At 67.2% G+C, this 19,728-nt stretch carries 19 protein-coding genes; 12 read left to right on the top strand and 7 right to left on the bottom strand.

What is annotated here, in order from left to right; all coding sequences use genetic code 11:
- Window positions 1-5: 5 nt before the first annotated feature.
- The 7 genes from ACFSGJ_RS00980 to ACFSGJ_RS00950 form a co-directional block, all read right to left on the bottom strand.
- Entirely contained in the window at window positions 6-1,142 is a 1,137-nt protein-coding gene (locus ACFSGJ_RS00980) for an ABC transporter substrate-binding protein (protein ID WP_390258703.1), read from the bottom strand.
- Window positions 1,143-1,172: 30 nt separating this feature from the next.
- Window positions 1,173-2,315, bottom strand: coding sequence for an ABC transporter ATP-binding protein (locus ACFSGJ_RS00975; protein ID WP_390258701.1), 1,143 nt, complete (start codon window positions 2,313-2,315; stop codon window positions 1,173-1,175).
- A 123-nt stretch (window positions 2,316-2,438) separates the two neighbouring features.
- Window positions 2,439-3,029: a hypothetical protein gene (locus ACFSGJ_RS00970; protein ID WP_390258699.1), complete on the bottom strand. Its 591-nt coding sequence runs from the start codon at window positions 3,027-3,029 to the stop codon at window positions 2,439-2,441.
- A 41-nt stretch (window positions 3,030-3,070) separates the two neighbouring features.
- Window positions 3,071-3,457 (bottom strand): type II toxin-antitoxin system VapC family toxin, encoded by a 387-nt coding sequence (locus tag ACFSGJ_RS00965; RefSeq protein WP_390258697.1) that lies wholly within the window; start codon window positions 3,455-3,457, stop codon window positions 3,071-3,073.
- A complete protein-coding gene (locus tag ACFSGJ_RS00960) occupies window positions 3,454-3,696 on the bottom strand; it encodes a type II toxin-antitoxin system Phd/YefM family antitoxin (protein ID WP_390258696.1) in 243 nt (80 codons plus the stop codon). The genes ACFSGJ_RS00965 and ACFSGJ_RS00960 overlap by 4 nt, the downstream gene beginning before the upstream one ends.
- Before the next feature lie 54 nt (window positions 3,697-3,750).
- Entirely contained in the window at window positions 3,751-4,896 is a 1,146-nt protein-coding gene (locus ACFSGJ_RS00955) for a CaiB/BaiF CoA transferase family protein (protein WP_390258694.1), read from the bottom strand.
- A gap of 3 nt (window positions 4,897-4,899) precedes the next feature.
- The gene (locus ACFSGJ_RS00950; RefSeq protein ID WP_390258692.1) at window positions 4,900-6,123 is read right to left on the bottom strand and encodes an acyl-CoA dehydrogenase; all 1,224 of its coding nucleotides are present in this window, start codon (window positions 6,121-6,123) and stop codon (window positions 4,900-4,902) included.
- A gap of 349 nt (window positions 6,124-6,472) precedes the next feature.
- Here ACFSGJ_RS00950 and ACFSGJ_RS00945 point away from each other — a divergent pair, with 349 nt between their 5' ends.
- The 12 genes from ACFSGJ_RS00945 (at window position 6,473) to ku (ending at window position 19,725) form a co-directional block, all read left to right on the top strand.
- Window positions 6,473-7,492 (top strand): TAXI family TRAP transporter solute-binding subunit, encoded by a 1,020-nt coding sequence (locus ACFSGJ_RS00945; protein WP_390258691.1) that lies wholly within the window; start codon window positions 6,473-6,475, stop codon window positions 7,490-7,492.
- A gap of 154 nt (window positions 7,493-7,646) precedes the next feature.
- The gene (locus tag ACFSGJ_RS00940) at window positions 7,647-9,686 is read left to right on the top strand and encodes a TRAP transporter permease (RefSeq protein WP_390258947.1); all 2,040 of its coding nucleotides are present in this window, start codon (window positions 7,647-7,649) and stop codon (window positions 9,684-9,686) included.
- 74 nt (window positions 9,687-9,760) lie between these two features.
- A complete protein-coding gene (locus tag ACFSGJ_RS00935; RefSeq protein WP_390258689.1) occupies window positions 9,761-10,756 on the top strand; it encodes a YeiH family protein in 996 nt (331 codons plus the stop codon).
- Between the two features lie 152 nt (window positions 10,757-10,908).
- On the top strand, window positions 10,909-11,688 hold the full coding sequence (locus tag ACFSGJ_RS00930) for a DeoR/GlpR family DNA-binding transcription regulator (protein WP_390258687.1): 780 nt from the start codon (window positions 10,909-10,911) through the stop codon (window positions 11,686-11,688).
- Window positions 11,685-13,280, top strand: coding sequence for a sugar ABC transporter ATP-binding protein (locus tag ACFSGJ_RS00925; RefSeq protein ID WP_390258685.1), 1,596 nt, complete (start codon window positions 11,685-11,687; stop codon window positions 13,278-13,280). The genes ACFSGJ_RS00930 and ACFSGJ_RS00925 overlap by 4 nt, the downstream gene beginning before the upstream one ends.
- Entirely contained in the window at window positions 13,277-14,290 is a 1,014-nt protein-coding gene (locus ACFSGJ_RS00920) for an ABC transporter permease subunit (RefSeq protein ID WP_390258683.1), read from the top strand. The genes ACFSGJ_RS00925 and ACFSGJ_RS00920 overlap by 4 nt, the downstream gene beginning before the upstream one ends.
- A gap of 38 nt (window positions 14,291-14,328) precedes the next feature.
- Window positions 14,329-15,267 (top strand): ABC transporter substrate-binding protein, encoded by a 939-nt coding sequence (locus ACFSGJ_RS00915; RefSeq protein WP_390258681.1) that lies wholly within the window; start codon window positions 14,329-14,331, stop codon window positions 15,265-15,267.
- A gap of 78 nt (window positions 15,268-15,345) precedes the next feature.
- Entirely contained in the window at window positions 15,346-16,050 is a 705-nt protein-coding gene (gene araD, locus ACFSGJ_RS00910; protein WP_390258679.1) for an L-ribulose-5-phosphate 4-epimerase AraD, read from the top strand.
- Window positions 16,047-17,630 carry a ribulokinase gene (locus tag ACFSGJ_RS00905; protein ID WP_390258677.1) on the top strand — a complete coding sequence of 528 codons (1,584 nt, stop codon included), beginning with the start codon at window positions 16,047-16,049 and terminating at the stop codon, window positions 17,628-17,630. Before araD ends, ACFSGJ_RS00905 begins: the two co-directional genes overlap by 4 nt.
- An 18-nt stretch (window positions 17,631-17,648) precedes the next feature.
- The gene (locus ACFSGJ_RS00900) at window positions 17,649-18,299 is read left to right on the top strand and encodes a D-lyxose/D-mannose family sugar isomerase (protein ID WP_390258675.1); all 651 of its coding nucleotides are present in this window, start codon (window positions 17,649-17,651) and stop codon (window positions 18,297-18,299) included.
- 66 nt (window positions 18,300-18,365) lie between these two features.
- Complete coding sequence (locus ACFSGJ_RS00895) at window positions 18,366-18,764, top strand: DUF4260 domain-containing protein (RefSeq protein WP_390258672.1); 399 nt, start codon at window positions 18,366-18,368, stop codon at window positions 18,762-18,764.
- A gap of 91 nt (window positions 18,765-18,855) precedes the next feature.
- Entirely contained in the window at window positions 18,856-19,725 is an 870-nt protein-coding gene (gene ku, locus ACFSGJ_RS00890; protein ID WP_390258670.1) for a non-homologous end joining protein Ku, read from the top strand.
- The last annotated feature ends 3 nt before the right edge of the window (window positions 19,726-19,728 follow it).

The raw sequence follows: 19,728 nt of genomic DNA, 5'->3' as shown, positions 1-19,728 counted from the left end.
CCGCCTCAGTTGGCGAGATAGGTCTCATAGGCTTCGAGGATCGCGGTGTTGTAGGGCGCGATGGGGAAGGGCTTGCCGCGCGCGGCCAGTTGCTCCGGCGTCACATCGGTAAAGAGCTTGTTCCAGACCTCGGCCGGCAGTTCGGCCTGAACATGCTGCGCGTCGATGCCGGGATACCAGTTGAACCGTTCGACGATGCCATGGGCCTGCACCTCGGGGCTGGTGGCAAGCTCGACAAAGGCCAGGGCCAGATCGCGGTTCGGGGTGTTTTCCGGGATCACGTAATGCATCGGCTGGCCCGGCATCCCCGGTTCCGGCAGCACGAGGCGAAATTCGGGCGGCAGTTGCCCGTTCGCCTGCCAGCTGTAGAACATGTCGACCCAGACCGGGCCCATCGCGATCTCGCCCCGCGCCAGCATGTCGAGCGTTCCGGCATTGCCCGGCGTCAGGGTCGCGTTGTTGGTGAACTCGCGCAGGGTTTCAAAGGCGGTGGTCCAGTTCTGCGTCTCGGCCTCGTCAAAGGGGCCCTGCATGAGGCGCGCAGCATCGCCCTCGCCATAGGCATAGACCCAGCCCATCACGAAGCTCACGCCCGAGGCGCCGCCCTTGATGCCGTTATAGCCGAACATGCCGGGGTTCTCGGCCGCCCAGGCACGGATCTCGTCATAGCTTTGCGGCGGGTTCGGAACCATGGCCGGGTTGTAGGCGATGGCCGTCTGGCTGTTGAACATCGGCATGACATAGCCGCGCACATCCGATCCCAGCGCCATGTCCGCATTGGCCCGCGTCACAAGGCTGCCGGTCCCGATATCGTCGCGGTAGCTGGCCAGCCAGCCGGCCTCAACCATCGGGCCCACGAATTTCTCGTGCACCACAGCCACGTCAGTGTCCCACTGGCCCGCGCCGGCACCGGCCTGCGCCTCGAACCGTTCGTGGATCTTCTGCGACCCGGCATCGCCCGGCCCGGTGCCCACGGCGCGGACGGTGTGGCCGGGGTTGCGTTCCTCGAACAGGGGGCCGAGATATTCGTTGATGTAGTCGACCATGTTCTGGTCGCCTGCGGTGACGACGGTCAGTTCGTCGGCGAACGCAGGGCTGAGCGTCGCGCCAAGCGCGATCGCGGCGGCAAGGGTGCGGTTCATGAACGGTATCTCCGTCTTGGGCAGGACGTCTCAGGCGGAAAGAAGGTCGGGTTGCCGGCCGTCCTGATTGCCGGTCCCGAAGGGGGACGGCCCGGGCGCATCGTCCCCGGCCGGAAAGAGGAAAAGCGCATCGGGCGGCACCTGCAGCACCGCCGGCCCCACGGGCAGCGGATGGGGCGCGGTCGCCTGCAGGATCGCGCCGTCATGGCGCAGGCGGTGCAGCCAGACCCCGCCGGGATAGGACACGGCCTCGACCGTCACCGGGAGCGACAGGGTTCCGGGCCCGGGCGCGGGCGCCGCGTCGGGGGCGTGAAGCCGCGCGGCCTCGGCGCGAAAGCGCGCCTCGTAGAGCCCGGGGCGGCGGGGAGTGTGGGGGATAAACCCGCCCGATCCAAATTCCGGCCCCGCTTTCGGCCCCGCTTTCGGTCCCAGTTCCAGCGGCAGGCTGTTTTCCGCCCCCATGAAGGCCGCGACAAAGGCCGAGGCCGGATGGTTATAAAGCGTCTCGGGCGTGCCGACCTGCTGGATGCGGCCCCGGTCCATGATGACGATGCGGTCGGCCATCACCATCGCCTCTTCCCGGTCATGGGTCACATGCACGGCCGTGATCCCCAGCTGTTTCTGAAGCGCGCGGATTTCGTCGCGCAACTGCAACCGGATGCGCGCATCGAGGTTCGAGAGCGGTTCGTCCAGCAACAGGATGTCCGGCCGCACCGCAAGCGCCCGCCCCAGCGCAACCCGCTGCCGCTGCCCGCCCGAAAGCTGCGCGGGCTTGCGGTCCGAGAGGCCCTGCAGGCCGAGCATGGTTTCCAGCTCGGCCACGCGGGCGGAGATTTCGGCCCGCGCGACCCGACGCAGGCGCAGCCCATAGGCGATATGCTGCCCGACCGTCATATGCGGCCAGAGCGCGTAGGTCTGAAACATCAGCGCCATTCCACGGCGGTCGGGCGGCAGACGGGTGATGTCGCGCCCGTCGACGCTGATCCGCCCCGCATCGGGTGTCACGAACCCGGCAAGGCTGCGCAACAGAGTGGTCTTGCCGCATCCCGAGGCACCCAGCAGGGCCACGAACTCGCCCCGCGCGATGGAGAGGTCGATCCCCGACAGCACAGGCGTGCTGCCGTAACCCACCTTCAGCCCCGCGATATCGAGATAGTCCGCCGTTTCCGCCACGCCTTCGCCCCTTGGTCCGGATAGCCCTGCACAGGTGTGCAAGGCCTTGCGCGCAGAGCTAGCTGATTCCGGTGACGGGGATGTGACGGTCGGGGAAAGGGGGCGTTCCTGGCTCCGCCCCTGTCAGGCCGACCCGTGATAGGGCCACGCCTCGTGGAACGTCAGGCCCGAAAGGCTCAGGTCCCTGTAAAAGCGGTAGAACGTATTGCTGACGACGCTCAGATGCAGTTTGCGGCCATCAAGCTCCAGTCCCAATATGCCCGTCCCTCTCGGCGGTGGAAGCGACAGGACAACGCGGGAAAAGCCATAGGCGGTTCCCGTCGAAAGGACGCGGTATACTGAACTCGACATATCCAGATTTTCGCTGAACAGCGCAGGCCGGAACGCAGCGTATTCCTCGCCGGAAACGAACACCGGGATGGCAACCGTCTCATCCGCCCCAAGCGGGAGGCTGTGAAAGAGTTGCTTCGAGCAGCAAAAAACGCCGAAACCCAGGTAGAGAAAGTCGGCGCGGTAAACGCTTTCGTCCTCGCTCCATGCGTCCTCATCCGCCCACACATAATCTATGCGCGTGGCCCTCAGCCTTTCGACGTAGGCCGGATCGTCATAGTATTCTTTTCGGATCATCCAGCTTGGCGTATTGTCCGTTACGTGGAGCCCGGTCTGAGCGTCGTCTAATTCAGGCCTTACCCAGAAATATTTCTCAAGGGCCATCTTCCACTCCATGCCCGAATTCGCGGGTCGCGCGCCGGATGTCAGACCAGAAGAACCGGCCCGCCATAGTCGGCGACGCGCCGGTCGGCGGTGACAAGGGCCATGCCCTCGGCCATGGCCTGCGCGATCAGGATGCGGTCGAACGGGTCGCCATGCAAGGGCGGCAGGGTCGTCAGCGACAGGATATGCCGTCCCTCGACCGGCAGTTCCCGATAGCCGTTGGCGATCAGCCCGGCGCGCAACACGCCGGCATCGGTGCGAAAATCGGGCCGGTCGAGCCCGCGCTTGATCGCGACCTCCCAAAGGCTCGCCACGCTGAACCAGAGCGTGTTGGCCGGGTCCTTGACCAGCGCATCGGCGCGCGGCGACATCAGGTCATCGCGCGCCGCCGACCAGAGCAGGATATGCGTGTCGAGAAGCAGGTTCACGCCTGCCCGCGCCCCTCGAACATCGCGCGGATCTCGTCAGTGGCCATCGTGTCGAAATCGGCCGGAACATCCACCGCGCCCTTGAGGAAGCCGGTGCGGCGCGGCGCCTCCTGCTCGATCATCACGACCTTGACGAGCGGTTTTCCCGCCCGTGCGATGAGAAAGGGCTCACCGTTGGCGGCGCCCTCGACAAGGCGCGACAGATGGGTCTTGGCCTCGTGCATGTTGACGGTCTTCATGGCGGTTGCCCCCTCGGGTTAGTCCACCATAGTTAGTCCGCCGGCGCCCGTCCGTCAAGAATTCGAAAAACGCCAGTCGCCGGCGCCGAGGGCCGGGGCGGCGCGGTCCGTGGCAAGGTCGCTGCGCGAAAAGCGCAGGGGCGCGCGCAGGCCGGCGATCCCCTCCGGCGCGATGCAGAGGCCGCGCGCGGTGATCTGCGGCTCGGCCAGCGCCTCGGCCACGCTGTTGATCGGGCCGCCGGGCACGCCCGCCCCTTCCAGCGCGGCGATCAGGTCCGCCCGGGGCCGCGCCGCCGTCGCCGCGGCGATCAACGGGCACAGCCGGTCGCGGTTCGCCACCCGCACCCCGTTCGTCGCGAAATCCGGATCGGCGGCCAGATCACCCAGCCCGAGTACCCGGCAAAGCGCCGCGAATTGCCGGTCGTTGCCGCAAGCGATGATCAGATGCCCGTCAGAGGCCGGAAAGACCTGATAGGGCACGATGTTCGGATGCGCATTGCCCAGGCGGCGCGGCACCATGCCGCCCAGCAGGAAGTTCGTCGCCTGATTGGCGAGCACCGCGACGCCCGTATCAAGGAGCGACAGGTCCAGATGCTGCCCGAGGCCCGAGCGTTCGCGTTCCGCCAGTGCCGCCTGAATGCCGATCACGCCATAAAGCCCGGTAAAGATGTCGATCCAGGCGACCCCGACCTTCTGCGGCTCAGCCCCCGGATCACCGGTCAGGTCCATGATGCCGCACATGCCCTGGATCAGGAAGTCATAGCCCGGCTGCGTGGCGCGCGGGCCGTCCTGCCCGAAGCCCGTCACCGAGGCATAGACAAGGCGCGGATTGTCGACGGCGAGCGTCTCGTAATCCAGCCCGAAGCGCCGCAGCCCGCCCACCTTGAAATTCTCGACCACCACATCCGCATCGGCGATCAGCCGCCGCAGCCGGGCCAGATCCGCCGGATCGCTGAAATCGCAGGTGACCGAGGTCTTGCCCCGGTTGGCCGCGTGGAAATAGGCAGCGACGGTTTCCGTGGTGCCATCGGGGCGCGCGCGTTCGATGAAGGGCGGGCCCCAGCGGCGGGTGTCGTCGCCCTCGGGCGCCTCGACCTTGATGACCTCGGCGCCCAGATCGGCCAGCGTCTGCCCGATCCATGGCCCGGCGAGTATCCGCGCCAGTTCGACGACGCGCAGCCCCTTGAGCGGTGCGGACATTGGTCAGCCGAAGGCCTGAAGACCGGTCTGCGCGCGGCCGAGGATCAGCGCGTGCACGTCATGGGTGCCCTCATAGGTGTTCACCGTCTCTAGGTTCTGGGCGTGGCGCATCACGTGATACTCGATCTGGATGCCGTTGCCGCCATGCATGTCGCGCGCCATCCGGGCGATATCCAGCGCCTTGCCGCAGTTGTTGCGCTTGACGATCGAGATCATCTCGGGGGCAAAGCGACCCTCATCCATCAGGCGGCCCACCCGCAGGCTGGCCTGAAGCCCCAGCGCGATCTCGGTCTGCATGTCGGCCAGTTTCTTCTGGTAAAGCTGCGTCGCGGCCAGCGGGCGGTTGAACTGCTTGCGGTCCATGCCGTAGCTGTGCGCGCGGAACCAGCAATCCTCGGCCGCGCCCATCACGCCCCAGGAAATGCCGTAGCGCGCGCGGTTGAGGCAGCCGAACGGCCCGCCCATCCCCTCGACCCCGGGCAGGAGCGCGTCTTCGCCCACCTCGACGTTGTCCATCACGATCTCGCCGGTGATCGAGGCCCGGAGCGAAAGCTTGCCACCGATCTTGGGCGCCGAAAGCCCCTTCATCCCCTTTTCAAGGACAAAGCCGCGCACCTTGCCGCCATGCGCCTCGGACTTGGCCCACACGACAAAGACATCGGCGATGGGGCTGTTCGAGATCCACATCTTGGACCCCACCAGCCGATAGCCGCCCTCGGTCGGGATGGCGCGGGTCTTCATGCCGCCGGGGTCGGAACCGGCATCGGGTTCGGTCAGCCCGAAACAGCCGATCCACTCGCCGCTGATGAGTTTCGGCAGGTATTTGCGCCGCTGCGCGTCCGAGCCATAGGCCTGGATCGGATAGATCACGAGCGAGCTCTGGACCGACATCATCGAGCGATAGCCGCTGTCGATCCGCTCCACCTCGCGCGCAACAAGGCCGTAGGACACGTAGGATGCGCCGGGGCCGCCCCATTCCTCGGGCACCGTGATGCCCAGAAGGCCCGCCTGCCCCATCTCGGCAAAGATCGCGGGGTCGGTCTGTTCGTCCAGATAGGCGTCGTTCACCCGCGGCAGCAGCCGGTCCGAGGCGAAGGCCGCGGCGGCCTCCGAGATCATCCGCTCCTCCTCGCTCAGCTGGTCGCGCAGCAGAAAGGGGTCTTCCCAGACAAAGGCCTGACCCTTGTGCGATGCGGGCGATTGCGATGCGGGTGCGTGCGACGACATATGATCCTCCTGTGGCGGCCCCAGGGGGCGGCGGCTCGCCGATCCATAGCCGAGCGGACGCCCGAGGGAAAGCCGCGCTTGTCCATGGGATGATGCATTGCATGCATATCCTGCGCGGCTGGCCGTGATCTGCCGGGGTCTGTGCATATGGGCCGGCGCAGGCCGCGGCACCCTCACGATGGCAGGGGCGCGGGCCGCGGGTATCTGCTCAATCCATGGGCATCCGGCGTGCGCCCGCGTCTCGCCCAACGGTTGCACATCACAGGATGCCCCTTGCGCTATGGCTATTTTCCGCCCACAGAAGAGGCAGCGTTCCGACGCCACAAACAGCATACCAAGGGAGTTTCTCATGGCCGTTCTCACCCGCCTCATCAAGGGCGCGGCTCTTGGCGCCGCGATGGTCGCCGGTTTCGCCACCGCCGGCACCGCACAAGAGATGAGCTTTTTCCGCATCGGCACCGGCGGCACCGCCGGCACCTATTACCCGGTGGGCGGGCTGATCGCCAACGCCATCTCGAACCCGCCCGGCTCGCGCGCCTGCGAGGATGGCGGTTCCTGCGGCGCCCCGGGCGTCGTCGCGACGGCCATCGCCTCCAACGGATCGGTCGCCAACGTGAACGCCATCGCGGGCGGCACGCTGGAATCCGGCTTTGTACAATCTGACGTCGCCACCTGGGCACAGACCGGCACCGGCATCTGGGAAGGCCGCGACGCGGTTGCGGACCTGCGCGCCATCGCGAACCTCTATCCGGAATCGATCCATCTGGTGGCCTCGGCCGCCTCGGGCATCACCTCGGTCGAGGATCTGCGCGGCAAGCGGGTCTCGCTCGATGAGCCGGGTTCGGGCACGCTGGTCGATGCGCGCATCATCCTTGAGGCCTACGGCATCAGCGAGAGCGACATTCAGGCCGAGTTCCTGAAGCCCAACCAGGCCGCCGACCGGATGCGTGACGGCGCGATGGACGCGTTCTTCTTCGTGGGCGGCTTCCCCGCCGGCGCGATTGCGGAACTGTCCAGCCAGCACGCGATCACGCTGGTTCCGATCACCGGCGAGGCGGCAGACCAGATCGTCGCCGACTATCCGTTCTTTGCCGAGGACACCGTTCCGGCCGGCACCTATGACGGCGTCGATGCCGACGTGACGACGCTCTCGGTCGGGGCGCAATGGGTGACGAACGCGAACCTGCCCGAGGAACAGATCTACGAGATCACCAAGGCGCTGTGGAACGACAACACCCGCGCGCTGCTCGACAGCGGCCATGCCAAGGGCCGGATGATCACCGCGGAAACCGCGCTCGACGGCGTCGGCATCCCGCTGCATCCGGGCGCCGAGCGCTTCTATCGCGAAGCGGGCTTGCTCGCGGACTGATCGCGCTGTATCGCGCCACGCATAGGGGGGTCGGGCAACCGGCCCCCGTTTGCTTTCGATCCCGCCCTTATCACCTGCCAGTGACGGAGCCCCTATGGACCCTCGCCCCCATCCCGCCACACCGGACGCCGCCGATCCCAATGCCCCCCGCCAGATGAGCAAGGCCGAGCTGAAGCGGATCGAGGAAGAATTCGACCCCGAGGCACGGTTCCGTCCGCTGCCGCCGGTCCTGTCCTGGCTTGCGGGCGGGCTGCTGTTCGCGCTGGCCTGTTATCACTACTACACTTCGGGCTTCGGGATTCCGCGGGCGACGAACCATATGGGGGTGCATCTGGCCTTCACGCTCGCGCTGATCTTTCTGTCCTTCGGGGCGTTTTCCCGGCCCTCGCCGCTGCCGGTACCGCGCCTTCTGGGCCTGCCGCTGACCGACTGGGCGCTGGGGATCGCGGGTGCCGCGGCCGCGCTTTACGTGCCGATGGTCTTCAACGATCTCGCCTTCAGGGTCGGCAACCCGCTGCCCATCGACGTCATCATGGGCACGATCCTGATCGTGGTATTGCTGGAGGCCACGCGCCGCGCGATGGGCTGGCCGCTGCCGGTCATCGCGATGCTTTTCATGGCCTATGCCTATTTCGGGCAGAGCATGCCGGGCATCCTGGTCCATCCGGGCACCGACTGGCGCGGGATCGTCAACCACCTCTACCTCACCAGCCAGGGGATCTATGGCACCGCGCTGATGGTCATCTCGACCTATGTGTTCCATTTCGTCCTCTTTGGCGTGCTGGCGACGCGGATCGGGCTGGGGCAGCTTTTCATCGACCTCGCCTCGGCGCTGGCGGGGCGGTTCGCGGGCGGGCCGGCCAAGGTGTCGGTGCTGTCCTCGGCGATGCTCGGCTCGATCTCGGGCTCGTCCATCGCGAACACGGTCACGACCGGGGCGATGACCATTCCGGCGATGATCCGCATCGGCTATCCGCGCCATTTCGCGGCGGCGGTCGAGGCCGCGGCGTCGACCGGAGGACAGATCACGCCGCCGGTGATGGGCGCGGTCGCCTTCCTGATGATCGAATATCTGGGCGTGCCGCTGACCACGATCCTGACGGCAGCGCTGGTCCCGGCCTTCATGCATTTCTTCGGCGTCCTGCTGCAGGTCCATCTGGAGGCCCGCCGCCGTGGCCTGCGCGGCCTGACCAAGGCCGAACTGCCCGATGCCTGGCGCGTCTTCCGCGAAGGATGGATGACGACGCTGCCGCTCGTGCTGCTGGTCATCATCCTTCTGTCGGGGCGCACCCCCTATGCGGCGGCCTTCTGGGGGATTTCCGCCTGTCTGCTGGTGCTGATCGTGCAGAACGGCTGGCGCCACGGCCCGGCGCAGGCGATCCCCAAAAGCGCGCGCGACATCTGGGACGGGTTCGTGATCGGCGCACGCTATTCGCTGGCCGTAACGGCGGCAGCGGCGCTGGTGGGCGTCATCATCGGGGTCGTCACGCTGACCGGCGTGGGCTTCAAGATCGCCTTCATGGTCACCTCGGTCGCCTCGGGCTGGGCCCAGAGCGTGCATGCCGCGCTGACCTTCCTGCCGTTCGAGCTCTTCAGCCTGCCGACGCTGACGCTGCTCTTCACACTGGTGATGACGGCGGTGGTCTGCATCCTGATGGGCTGCGGCATTCCCACCACGGCGAATTACCTCATCATGGTGGCGGTCGCTGCGCCGATCCTCGGGATGCTGGGGGTCGAGCCGCTGGTCGCGCATTTCTTCGTCTTTTACTACGGGGTTCTGGCGGATGTGACGCCGCCGGTCGCGCTTGCGGCCTATGCCGCGGCAGGGATCGCGAACGGCAATGCGTTCAAGGCGGGGAACACCGCGTTCCGGCTGTCGATGGGCAAGGTGCTGGTGCCCTTCGTCTTCGTCTTCTCGCCCTCGCTCCTGCTGGTGGTGGACGGGTTCACCTGGACCAGCTTTGCCCTTGCGACGGGCGGGGCGATGCTGGGCATCTGGGCCTTGTCGGCGGCCTTTGCGGACTGGCTCTTCGGGCCGCTTTACGCGCTGGAACGGGCGGTGCTGGCGCTGGCGGCGATGCTGCTGGTGGCGCCCGATCTTTACGCCACGGCTGCCGGTCTGGTGCTGATCGCGCCGATCGTGTTGCGGCAGGTGCTTGCGCCAAAGGCGCATGTGATCGACACAAGGCATTGAGCTGCGGGGGGCCAGACGGCCCCCCCTTTCAATTCACCGGTCCATTTCGACCGCCCCCCGGCAGGAGGCCCGCGATGATCCAGCACATCCCCGCCCGTATCGCCCCCCTGCGCGGCGGCGTGATCGTCGCCCTGACCATCGCCCTTGCCGCCAGCTTTCTGGCCGAGCATTACGGCGCGCCCGCGATGCTTTATGCGCTGCTGATCGGGATGGCCTTCAACTTTCTCGCCGCGCAACCCGCCATGGCGCCGGGCATCGCCTTCAGTTCCGGCACGCTGCTGCGGGTCGGGGTCGCCCTGCTGGGGCTGCGCCTGACCTTCGAGGATGTCTCGACCCTGGGGGCGCTGCCGGTCCTGGGGGTGGTGGCGCTGCTGGTCACGACGATCCTTGGCGGCGCGGCGCTGGCGCGCGCCATGGGATATCCCACGGCCTTCGGACTGCTGAGCGCGGGCGCCGTCGCGATCTGCGGCGCCTCGGCCGCGCTGGCCATCGCCGCCGTCCTCGCCCGCCGCGTCCGGGAAGAGGATGTGCTGCTGACCGTGGTCGCCGTCACGAGTTTTTCGACCGTCGCGATGGTCGCCTATCCCGTGATCTTCAGCACGCTGGGACTGAGCGAGGTCCAGAGCGGCTATCTGATCGGCGCGACCATCCATGACGTCGCGCAGGTGGTCGGCGCCGGCTATTCGCTGGGCGAGAGCGCGGGCGACATCGCGACCTTCACCAAGCTTTTGCGCGTCGCCATGCTGCCGCTGGTGCTGGTCGCCATCGCGCTCTGGCAGCGCGGATCGCCGGGCGAAGAAGGGGGCCAGCGGGCGGGGTTGCCGTGGTTCGTCGGCGCGTTCCTTGTGCTGATGATCCTGCGCAACCTGCTGCCGATCCCCGAACCCGTCCTGACGGCGGCAAGCGACGGGGCGCGGTTCCTTCTGTTGGTGGCGATCGCGGCCCTTGGCACCAGGACGTCGCTGGGCGGGATGCTGTCCGCCGGATCGCGCCGCTTTGCCGTGATCGCCGCCCAGAGCGGCGCGCTTCTCTTCATGGCGCTGGGGCTGGTGGCGCTCGGCATCGTCTGAGTTTTTCCGGAATTTCGCGGATCAGCGCCTTTCGGCGGACGGATATGCATGACCACACATGACGACTTCCGATCAAAATTCAGGGCCAGCGCGCGATTTTCCTTGCAAACATGATCGAATCCAATCACCTTCGTCAGTGGAGGAGATTTTCGATGAGCGACCGTCAGCGCCATCAGGCGATTCTGCGGATACTGGAGGAGAAGCCCTTCGCCTCGGTCCATGACCTGACGGCGGCGGTGGGGGTTTCGGCAGCCACGGTCCGGCGCGATATCGAAAAGCTCGACGGGGCGGGCCTTGCACAAAAGGTCCATGGGGGGATCGCGGCGCTGGAGGGCGCGGCCCGCCGCCCGGTCGCCCTGCCTTTCATCGTCAACCGCGACATCGCGGTCGAGGCCAAGCGCGCCATCGCCCGCACTGCAGGGCGGATCGTGCGCGACGGCAGCCTGATCATCATCCATGCGGGGTCGACCTGCTTTCATTTCGGCGCGCATATCGCGAACCGGAACCTGCGGGTCTTTACCAATTCGATGCCGCTTGCCGCCTATCTTTCGGAACATGGCACCTGCCAGCTGACCGTCGGCGGGGGCGACCTGCACCGCGAACCCGGCGTGCTTTATGATCCGCAGCGCGCCCCCGACAGCTTTTACGGGTCGCAGTTCTTTGTCGGCGCGCTGGGGGTCAGTTCGCGGGGCTTGCTGGAATCCCATCCGCTGCTGGTGCGCTTCATCAACGACATGGTCGGCCTCGCGAATGAGGTGGTCGTGCTGGTGGACAGCCGCAAATTCGCCGAACGCCCGCCCACGGTCGCATTGCCGCTGGGCCGGGTCAGCCGGCTTATCACCGATGACGGGCTCACGGATACCGATGCCCGGATGCTGGAGGATCAGGGCGTGGACTATATCATCGCCGACCGGGCAGAGGCCGCCGCATGACAGCACCAGCGCCCCATCCCGCCCCCACCGCCGCCGACGACGACGCGCCCATGATGCTGGAGATGCGCGGCATCTCCAAAACTTTCGGCCCGATCCGCGCGCTGCGCGACGTGTCGCTCACGCTCCGGGCCGGAGAGGTCCATGCGCTGATGGGCGAGAACGGCGCGGGCAAATCGACGCTGATGAAGATCCTGTCGGGCGCCTATACCCCCGATCCGGGGGGCGAGGTTCTGGTGGCGGGCGCGCCCCTTGCCACGGGCGACCCCAAGGCCGCCAAGGCGGCGGGCATCGCGGTGATCTATCAGGAACTGTCGCTGGCCCCGAACCTGACGGTGGCGGAAAACCTCTTTCTTGGCGCGGAAAAGTCCCGCGCGGGCATCGTCAGCCGCCGTCGCATGGCCGCCGAGACGCGCCCCATCCTCGACCGGCTGGGCGTCAATTTCGGCCCCGGCACCCCCGTCGCGTCGCTGTCGATGGGCGAACGGCAACTGGTGGAAATCGCCCGCGCGCTGGGGGCCGAGGCGCGTATCATCGTGATGGACGAACCCACCACCTCGCTTTCCAGCCGAGAGACGGAAAAACTGTTCGGGGTGATCGCCGATCTCAAGGCGCAGGGCATCGCCATCGTCTATATCAGCCACCGGATGGAGGAAATCTATCGCCTGTCGGACCGCTGTTCCGTGCTGCGTGACGGGTCCTATGTCGGCACGCTGGACCGGGACGAGCTTTCCGCCTCGCGCCTCGTGTCGATGATGGTGGGCCGCGATCTGAGCACCTTCTACAAGAAGGACCACAAGCCCGCCGGTGCCGGCGAGGTCGTGCTGCGGGTCGAGGGGATGGGCGATGGTCGCCTCGTGCGCGACTGTTCGTTCGAGCTGCGCGCGGGCGAGGTTCTGGGGATCGCGGGGCTTGTGGGCTCGGGCCGCACCGAACTCGCCCGGCTGATCTATGGCGCCGATCCGGCGGCGACGGGCCGCGTGATCCTGATGGGGCAGGACGTGACGCCCCGCACCCCGCGCGAGGCGCTGGCGGCAGGGATCGTCTACCTGACCGAGGACCGCAAGGGGCTGGGCCTTTTCCTCGACATGACCATCTCGGAAAACGTGAACCTCTGCGTGATGGAACGCGACGCCCTGCCCGGGCGGCTGATCAACTTTCGCAAGGCCGCGCAGCGGGCGAAAGAGGCCATGAAGGCGCTGGCCGTCAAGGCGCCGTCGCCCCGGCTGACGGTCGGGGCGTTGTCGGGCGGCAACCAGCAAAAGGTTCTGCTGGCGCGGCTTCTGGAACTCGACCCGAAGGTGATCCTGCTCGATGAGCCGACGCGCGGGGTCGATGTGGGCGCCAAGTCCGAGATCTATCGCCTGATCGACGGGCTCGCGCAGCGCGGCATGGCGGTCGTGATGATATCGAGCGAACTGCCCGAGATCATCGGCGTCGCCGACCGGGTGCTGGTGATGCGCGACGGCATGATCGCGGGCGAGGTCTCCCCGGCCCCCGGCCAGCCCGTCACCCAGGAGGCGATCATGACCCTTTCGACCGGCGCCGCCCCGGAGGCGCCGCAAATGACCCCCGCCGAGGAGGAGCCGAGATGACCGACCAACCCCCCCAGACGCCCCCGGCGAGCAATCCCGCGCTGCAACCCGAACCGGGGCAGCGGGCAAGAATGCGGACACTGATCCGCGCGCTTGGCATGTTGCCGGTGCTGATCCTGCTTGCCATCGCCTTCGAGATGATCAGCGGCCGGTTCCTGTCGGCGAACAACCTGTCGATCGTGATGCAGCAGGCCTCGATCAACATCGTGCTGGCGGCGGGGATGACCTATGTGATCCTGACCGGGGGCATCGACCTTTCGGTCGGCTCGATCCTGGCGGCCTCGGCAATGGCGGCGCTGATCGTGTCGCTCTCGCCCGAATGGGGGGTGATGGCGATCCCGGCGGGGCTGGCGATGGGGCTCCTGTTCGGGGTCGTGAACGGCTGCCTGATCGCCTTTGTGCGATTGCCGCCCTTCATCGTCACGCTCGGCTCGCTGACCGCGGTGCGGGGGATCGCGCGGCTGATGGGCAATGACACGACCGTCTTCAACGCCAGCCTGCCTTTTGCGGCGATGGGCAATGCGACGCTCTTTGGGGTGCCATGGCTTGCGATCATTGCGCTCGCGGTGATCGTCGCTTCCTGGTTCGTGCTGCGCCGCACCGTCCTTGGTACCTGGATCTACGCTGTCGGCGGCAATCAGGAGGCCGCGCGCCTGACCGGCATCAAGGTCTGGCTGGTGCTGCTGTTCGTCTATGGCGTCTCGGGGCTTCTGGCCGGGCTGGGGGGCGTCATGTCGGCCTCGCGGCTTTATGCGGCGAACGGGCTGCAGCTGGGCCAGGCCTATGAGCTTGACGCGATCGCCGCCGTGATCCTTGGCGGCACCAGCTTTGTCGGCGGTGTCGGCTCGATCTGGGGCACGCTGATCGGTGCGCTGATCATCGCGGTCCTGTCGAACGGGCTGATCCTCAGCGGGGTGTCCGACATCTGGCAATTCATCATCAAGGGGCTGGTGATCATCGTCGCCGTCTCGCTTGACCGGCTGCGCCTTCAGGGGGGCGCCCGGACCTGAACCGACCCTTTCCACCATCGCATCATCGGGAGGATACCATGCGATCGACTTCAAGACTTATGACGACAGCCGCCGCCGTGATGGTTCTGGCGGGCAGCGCCAGCGCCCAGGAACTGCAACGGATCGGCATCTCGGTCGGCCTTCTGGGCAACCCGTTCTTCGTCGCGACCATCGCGGGGATCGAGGACCGCGCCCGCGAGATCAACCCGAACGTGGAGGTCACTTCGGTCTCTGCCGATTATGACCTGAACCGCCAGTCGTCGCAGATCGACAGCTTCATCGCGGCCGGCATGGACATCATCATGCTGAACGCCGTCGATGCCGAGGCAATCGCCCCCGCCGTGGCCCGTGCCAAGGCAGCGGGCGTCGTCGTCGCAGCCTTTGACGTGTCGGCCCCCGGCGCCGATGTCACCGTGATGACCGACAACGTCGATGCCGGCCGCAAGGCCTGCCAGTACATCGTCGATCATCTGGGCGGCACGGGCGATGTGGTCATCATCAACGGCCCGCAATCCTCGTCGATCCGCGACCGCGTGAACGGCTGCCAGGAGGTGTTTTCCGCGAACGAGGGCATCAATGTCCTCTCGGCCGACCAGAACGGCCAGGGGTCGCGCGATGGCGGGCTGAACGTGATGCAGGGCCTTCTGACCCGTTACGACAACATCGACGCGGTGTTTGCGATCAACGACCCGACCGCGATCGGCGCGCAGCTTGCGGCGCGTCAGCTCGGCCGGTCGGAATTCATCATCACCGGCGTCGACGGCGCCCCGGATATCGAAGAGGCGCTGCGCGATCCGAACGCGCTCATCAAGGCGTCGGCCTCGCAGGACCCCTATGTGATGGCGGGTCAGGCGCTGGAAATGGCCTATGAGTTCTTCCAGGGCAACACCCCCGAGGAAGACACCGTGCTGCTGGAACCGCAGCTGATCACGGCCGAGAACCTCGATACCTATCAGGGCTGGACGGCCGTGCGCTGATCCCCCGGCCCGGCCCCCACATCGGGGGGCCGGGCGCAACCCGTTTGACCGCAACCCTGCAAAGCCGAGACGCGCCGCATGTCCGCCCCATCGCTCAGCCACCTGAAAGAGGCCGTGCTGCAGGCCAATCTCGCCACCGTTCAGCACGGGCTGGTGATCGCCACCTTCGGCAATGCAAGCGGCATCGACCGCGATCAGGGCCGCGTCGTGATCAAACCGAGCGGCGTGCCCTATGACGGCATGACGGCCGATGCGATGGTGGTGACGGATCTTGAGGGTCAGGTCCTCGACAACCGGCTGCGGCCCTCGTCCGACCTTGGCACGCATCTGGCGCTTTACCGCGCCTTTCCGGGCATCGGCGCGGTGATCCACACCCATTCCACCTTTGCCACGATCATGGCGCAGGCGATGGCGCCGATCCCCTGCCTCGGCACGACCCATGCCGATTATTTCCGCGGCGAGATCCCCGTGACCCGCCCCCTGACGCCCGAAGAGATCGCGGGCGATTATGTCGCGGCCACCGGTGCGGTGATTATCGAGACCTTTGCCGATCGTGACCCGCTCGAGGTGCCGGCCGTTCTGGTCGCGGGCCACGGACCCTTTGTCTGGGGCCGCACCCCCGATCAGGCGGCGCTGAACGCGCTGATCCTCGAAGAGGTCGCGCGGATGGCCTGGCACGCGCTGATGCTGCGCCCCGATCTGCCGCCGATCCCCGCGCCGCTTCTTGACCGGCATTTCCTGCGCAAGCACGGCGCCGACGCGACCTATGGGCAGCCGGCATGACCGGGACGGCACCACAACTGGTCGCGGGGGCGGATTTCGGCACGCTCAGCGTGCGGGTGACGATCATGGACAGCGCGACAGGCGAGGTTCTGGCGACCGCCACCGCGCCCTATCCGCTCAAACGCAGCGCGGCGGACCCGTTGCTGGGCCAGCAGGCCCATGCGGACCATATGGAGGCCCTCACTCTTGCCATGCAAGAGGCGATCGCCACCGCCGGGATCGACGGGCAGGCCATCGCGGCCTTTGCCGCCGACACGACCGGGTCGAGCGTGGTGATGCTCGATGCCGGGATGCAGCCGCTCGACGACTATTACCTCTGGTGCGATCACCGCGCCCATGCCGAGGCCGCCGAGATCACTGCCGCCGCCCGCGACCGGGGGCTGGAGGCGCTGGACTGGTGCGGCGGCACCTATAGCCATGAATGGGGCTATGCAAAGCTGCTGCATTTCCTGCGTCACAACCCGGGCGCCCGCGACCGGCTCGGCACGGCGATGGAACATTGCGACATGGTGGTCGCGACGCTCTGCGGGATCACCGATCCGGGCGACCTGCCCCGCAGCATCTGCGCCATGGGCCACAAATGGATGTGGTCGCCCCGCTGGGGCGGGCTGCCGCCGCAGGATTTCCTGAGCTCGGTCGACCCGCTGCTGGGCGGCATCAATGCGCGGCTCGGCGGGCGCTTCGGCACCTCGGATCAGGTGGCGGGGCGGATCTCTCCGGAATGGGCGGCGCGGCTGGGGCTGCGGGCGGGCATCCCGATGCCCTTTGGCGGGTTCGACGCGCATTGGGACGCCGTGGGCGCCGGCATCCGCCCCGGCGAGGTCGTTAACGTCGTCGGCACGTCGACCTGCATCATCGCGGCGGCGGCCCCCGACACGGCCCCGGTTGCGGGCATCTGCGGCGCGGTCCCCGGCAGCGTCCTGCCCGGCGCGATGGGCGTCGAGGCAGGCCAGTCCGCGACCGGCGACATATTCGAGGCCATCGCCCGCCGCGCCGGCAGCGATGTCGCCATGCTTGCCGCACAGATCGGCGATATAGGGCCGGGGGGCACCGGGCTTTTGCGGCTGGTCTGGGACAATGGCGATCGGACCGTCCTTGTGCGGCCCGATCTGGGCGGGGTGACGCTCGGCTGGGACCTCGCGCATACGGCCGCCGACGAACTGCATGCCGCGATCGAGGGCATGGCGATGCATGTGCGCCTGATCCTGGGCCGGATGGGCGGCGGCGCGCCCTTTGCCCGCATCATAAACGCCGGCGGCATCCCGCAGAAGAACCCCGTGCTGAACCGGGTCTATGCCGATGTGCTGGGCGTGCCGGTGCACGTCCCCGACCGTTCGCCCGTGGGCGTGGGGGCCTGCATCTTTGCTGCCGTCGCCGCAGGGCATTTTGCCGATGTCGCCGCCGCGCAGGCCCGCCTTTGCCCGCCGACCCGCGTCTATAATCCCGACCCCGCCGCGCGCCCCGCCTATGACGACCTTTTCGCCCTGTTCGAGGGCCTCTATCACGGCTTCGGCTCAGGTCGCTCGCTTGATCTTGGCGCGGTTCTGCCCCGGTTGCGGCAGTTCCGGCTAGGCCACTGAAACCGCAAAGGAACCCCGATGAAACGATCCGAGATCAACGCCGCCATCCGCCGGGCCGAGGCGATGCTGGACCAACATCACTGGCGCCTGCCCGATTGGGCCGCCTGGGCGCCCGAGGATCACAAGGCCGAGCCAGAGCTTGCGGCCTGGCTGCGCGACCGGCAACTGGGCTGGGATGTCACCGATTTCGGGCTGGGGAACTTCGGGGAAAAGGGCCTTGTTCTGTTCTGCGTGCGGAACGGGCGTCAGGGCGATCCGGCCACCCTGCCCTATGCCGAAAAGCTTTTGTTCGTGGCCGAGGGGCAGGTCACGCCCTTCCACGCCCACAAGGTCAAGGTCGAGGACATCATCGTCCGGGGCGGCGGCAACCTGATGGTTTCCTTCACGCCGCAGGGCAGTTTCGACACCGGACCTGTGCTGGTCGACGGGCGCCCGGTCGCCGACCCGTTCGGCCTGCCCGTCCGCCTGACGCCGGGGCAAAGCATCACCATCCCCCGCGGGATGCAGCACAGTTTCTGGGGCGAGCCGGGCGCGGGCGATGTCTTTGTCGCCGAGGTCAGCCAGTGCAACGACGACCTGACCGACAACTATTTCCTCGACCAGATCGGCCGCTTTGCCGCGATCGAGGAAGACGAGCCGCCACACCGCCTGCTCTGGAACGAGGGTTGAAGGCAACCCGCCGCGCCCCTAGGCTCGGTCCGTGACCGGGTGCCGGGGGATGGTCGGGGGTGCAGGATGAGCGGCGATGTGACGGGCTTCCCAAGGGCGCTTTTGCGGGCCGAAGGGGCCATCACCCTTGCGGTGGCGACGGCCCTCTATGCGGTGCTTGAAACCGGCGCCGTCTCTGGCTGGTGGGTCTTTGCCGTGCTGATCCTCGCGCCGGATCTCTCGATGCTTGGCTATCTGGGCGGGCCGCGGACCGGTGCGGTTGTCTACAACCTGGCGCATTCGCACGCATTGCCACTGGCATTGATCGGGCTTGGGGTGATCGGCCCGGTCCCGGCGGCGCTTGGCCTCGGCCTGATCTGGGCGGCGCATATCGGGATTGACCGGGCGCTCGGCTATGGCCTGAAATACCCTGACGGCTTTGGACATACGCATCTGGGCCGCATCGGGAAGGATGCGCGGGACTAAGGCGGCGCGCCCGACGCACGGCCTTCGCAGGGAACCGCCGCCCCGGTCGCCGGGTTCTGATCGGGCAAACATCCCGCGACGAAAGCTGCCCATGGCCCCCCGCGCGAACTGGAAAGGTACATTGAGGATCGGAGAGGTCGCCTGTTCGGTCGGGCTTTATACCGCCGTCTCGACCTCGGACCGGATCGCCTTTCACACCGTCAACCGCGCCACCGGCCACAGGGTCCGGCGCGAATTCGTCGATGCCGATACCGGCAAGCCCGTGCCGCGCGACGACCAGGTCAAGGGCTATGAGACCGATGGCGACTGCATCCTGCTTGACCCCGAAGAGATCGCGGCCGCCGTTCCGGACAGTGACAAGATGCTCTCGGTCGAGGCGTTTCTTCCCTGCGGGGAAATCGACAGCGTCTATTTCGACAAGCCCTATTACCTTGCACCAGTGGGCAAATCCGACCACAAAGCCTTTGCCCTGATCCGCGAGGGAATGCGCGCCACTAATGTCGCCGCCATCGCGCGCACGGTGCTTTTCCGGCGGATGCGGACCGTGCTGATCCGGGCGCATGAAACCGGGTTGATCGCGACGCTGCTGAACTTCGACTATGAGGTCCGGTCGGCCGATGCCGCCTTCCGCGATATTCCCGAGACGAAGATCAAGGGGGAAATGCTGGACCTCGCGCGCCACATCATCGAAACCAAGACCGGCAGCTTTGAGCCGGAATCGTTCGAGGACCGGTATGAGGCCGCGCTGGCCGAACTGGTCCGCGCCAAGGCCGAAGGGCGCAAGCCCGCCCGCCGCCCCGCCGCCCCGCGCGAAAAGGTGGTGGACCTGATGGAGGCGCTGCGCGCAAGCGCGGGGGCCGCCGAAAAGAAGCCGCCCGCAAAGAAGTCTGCAAAGTCGGGCGGCAAGACCGCGCCGAAGGGCAAGACGGCTGGGTCCGGCACCCGGCGCAAGGCGGGCTAGGCG

It is taken from the genome of Halodurantibacterium flavum, from assembly GCF_042681825.1.
GTDB classification, from domain to species: domain Bacteria; phylum Pseudomonadota; class Alphaproteobacteria; order Rhodobacterales; family Rhodobacteraceae; genus Halodurantibacterium; species Halodurantibacterium flavum.
This window is presented reverse-complemented; position numbering and strand designations above follow the sequence as displayed.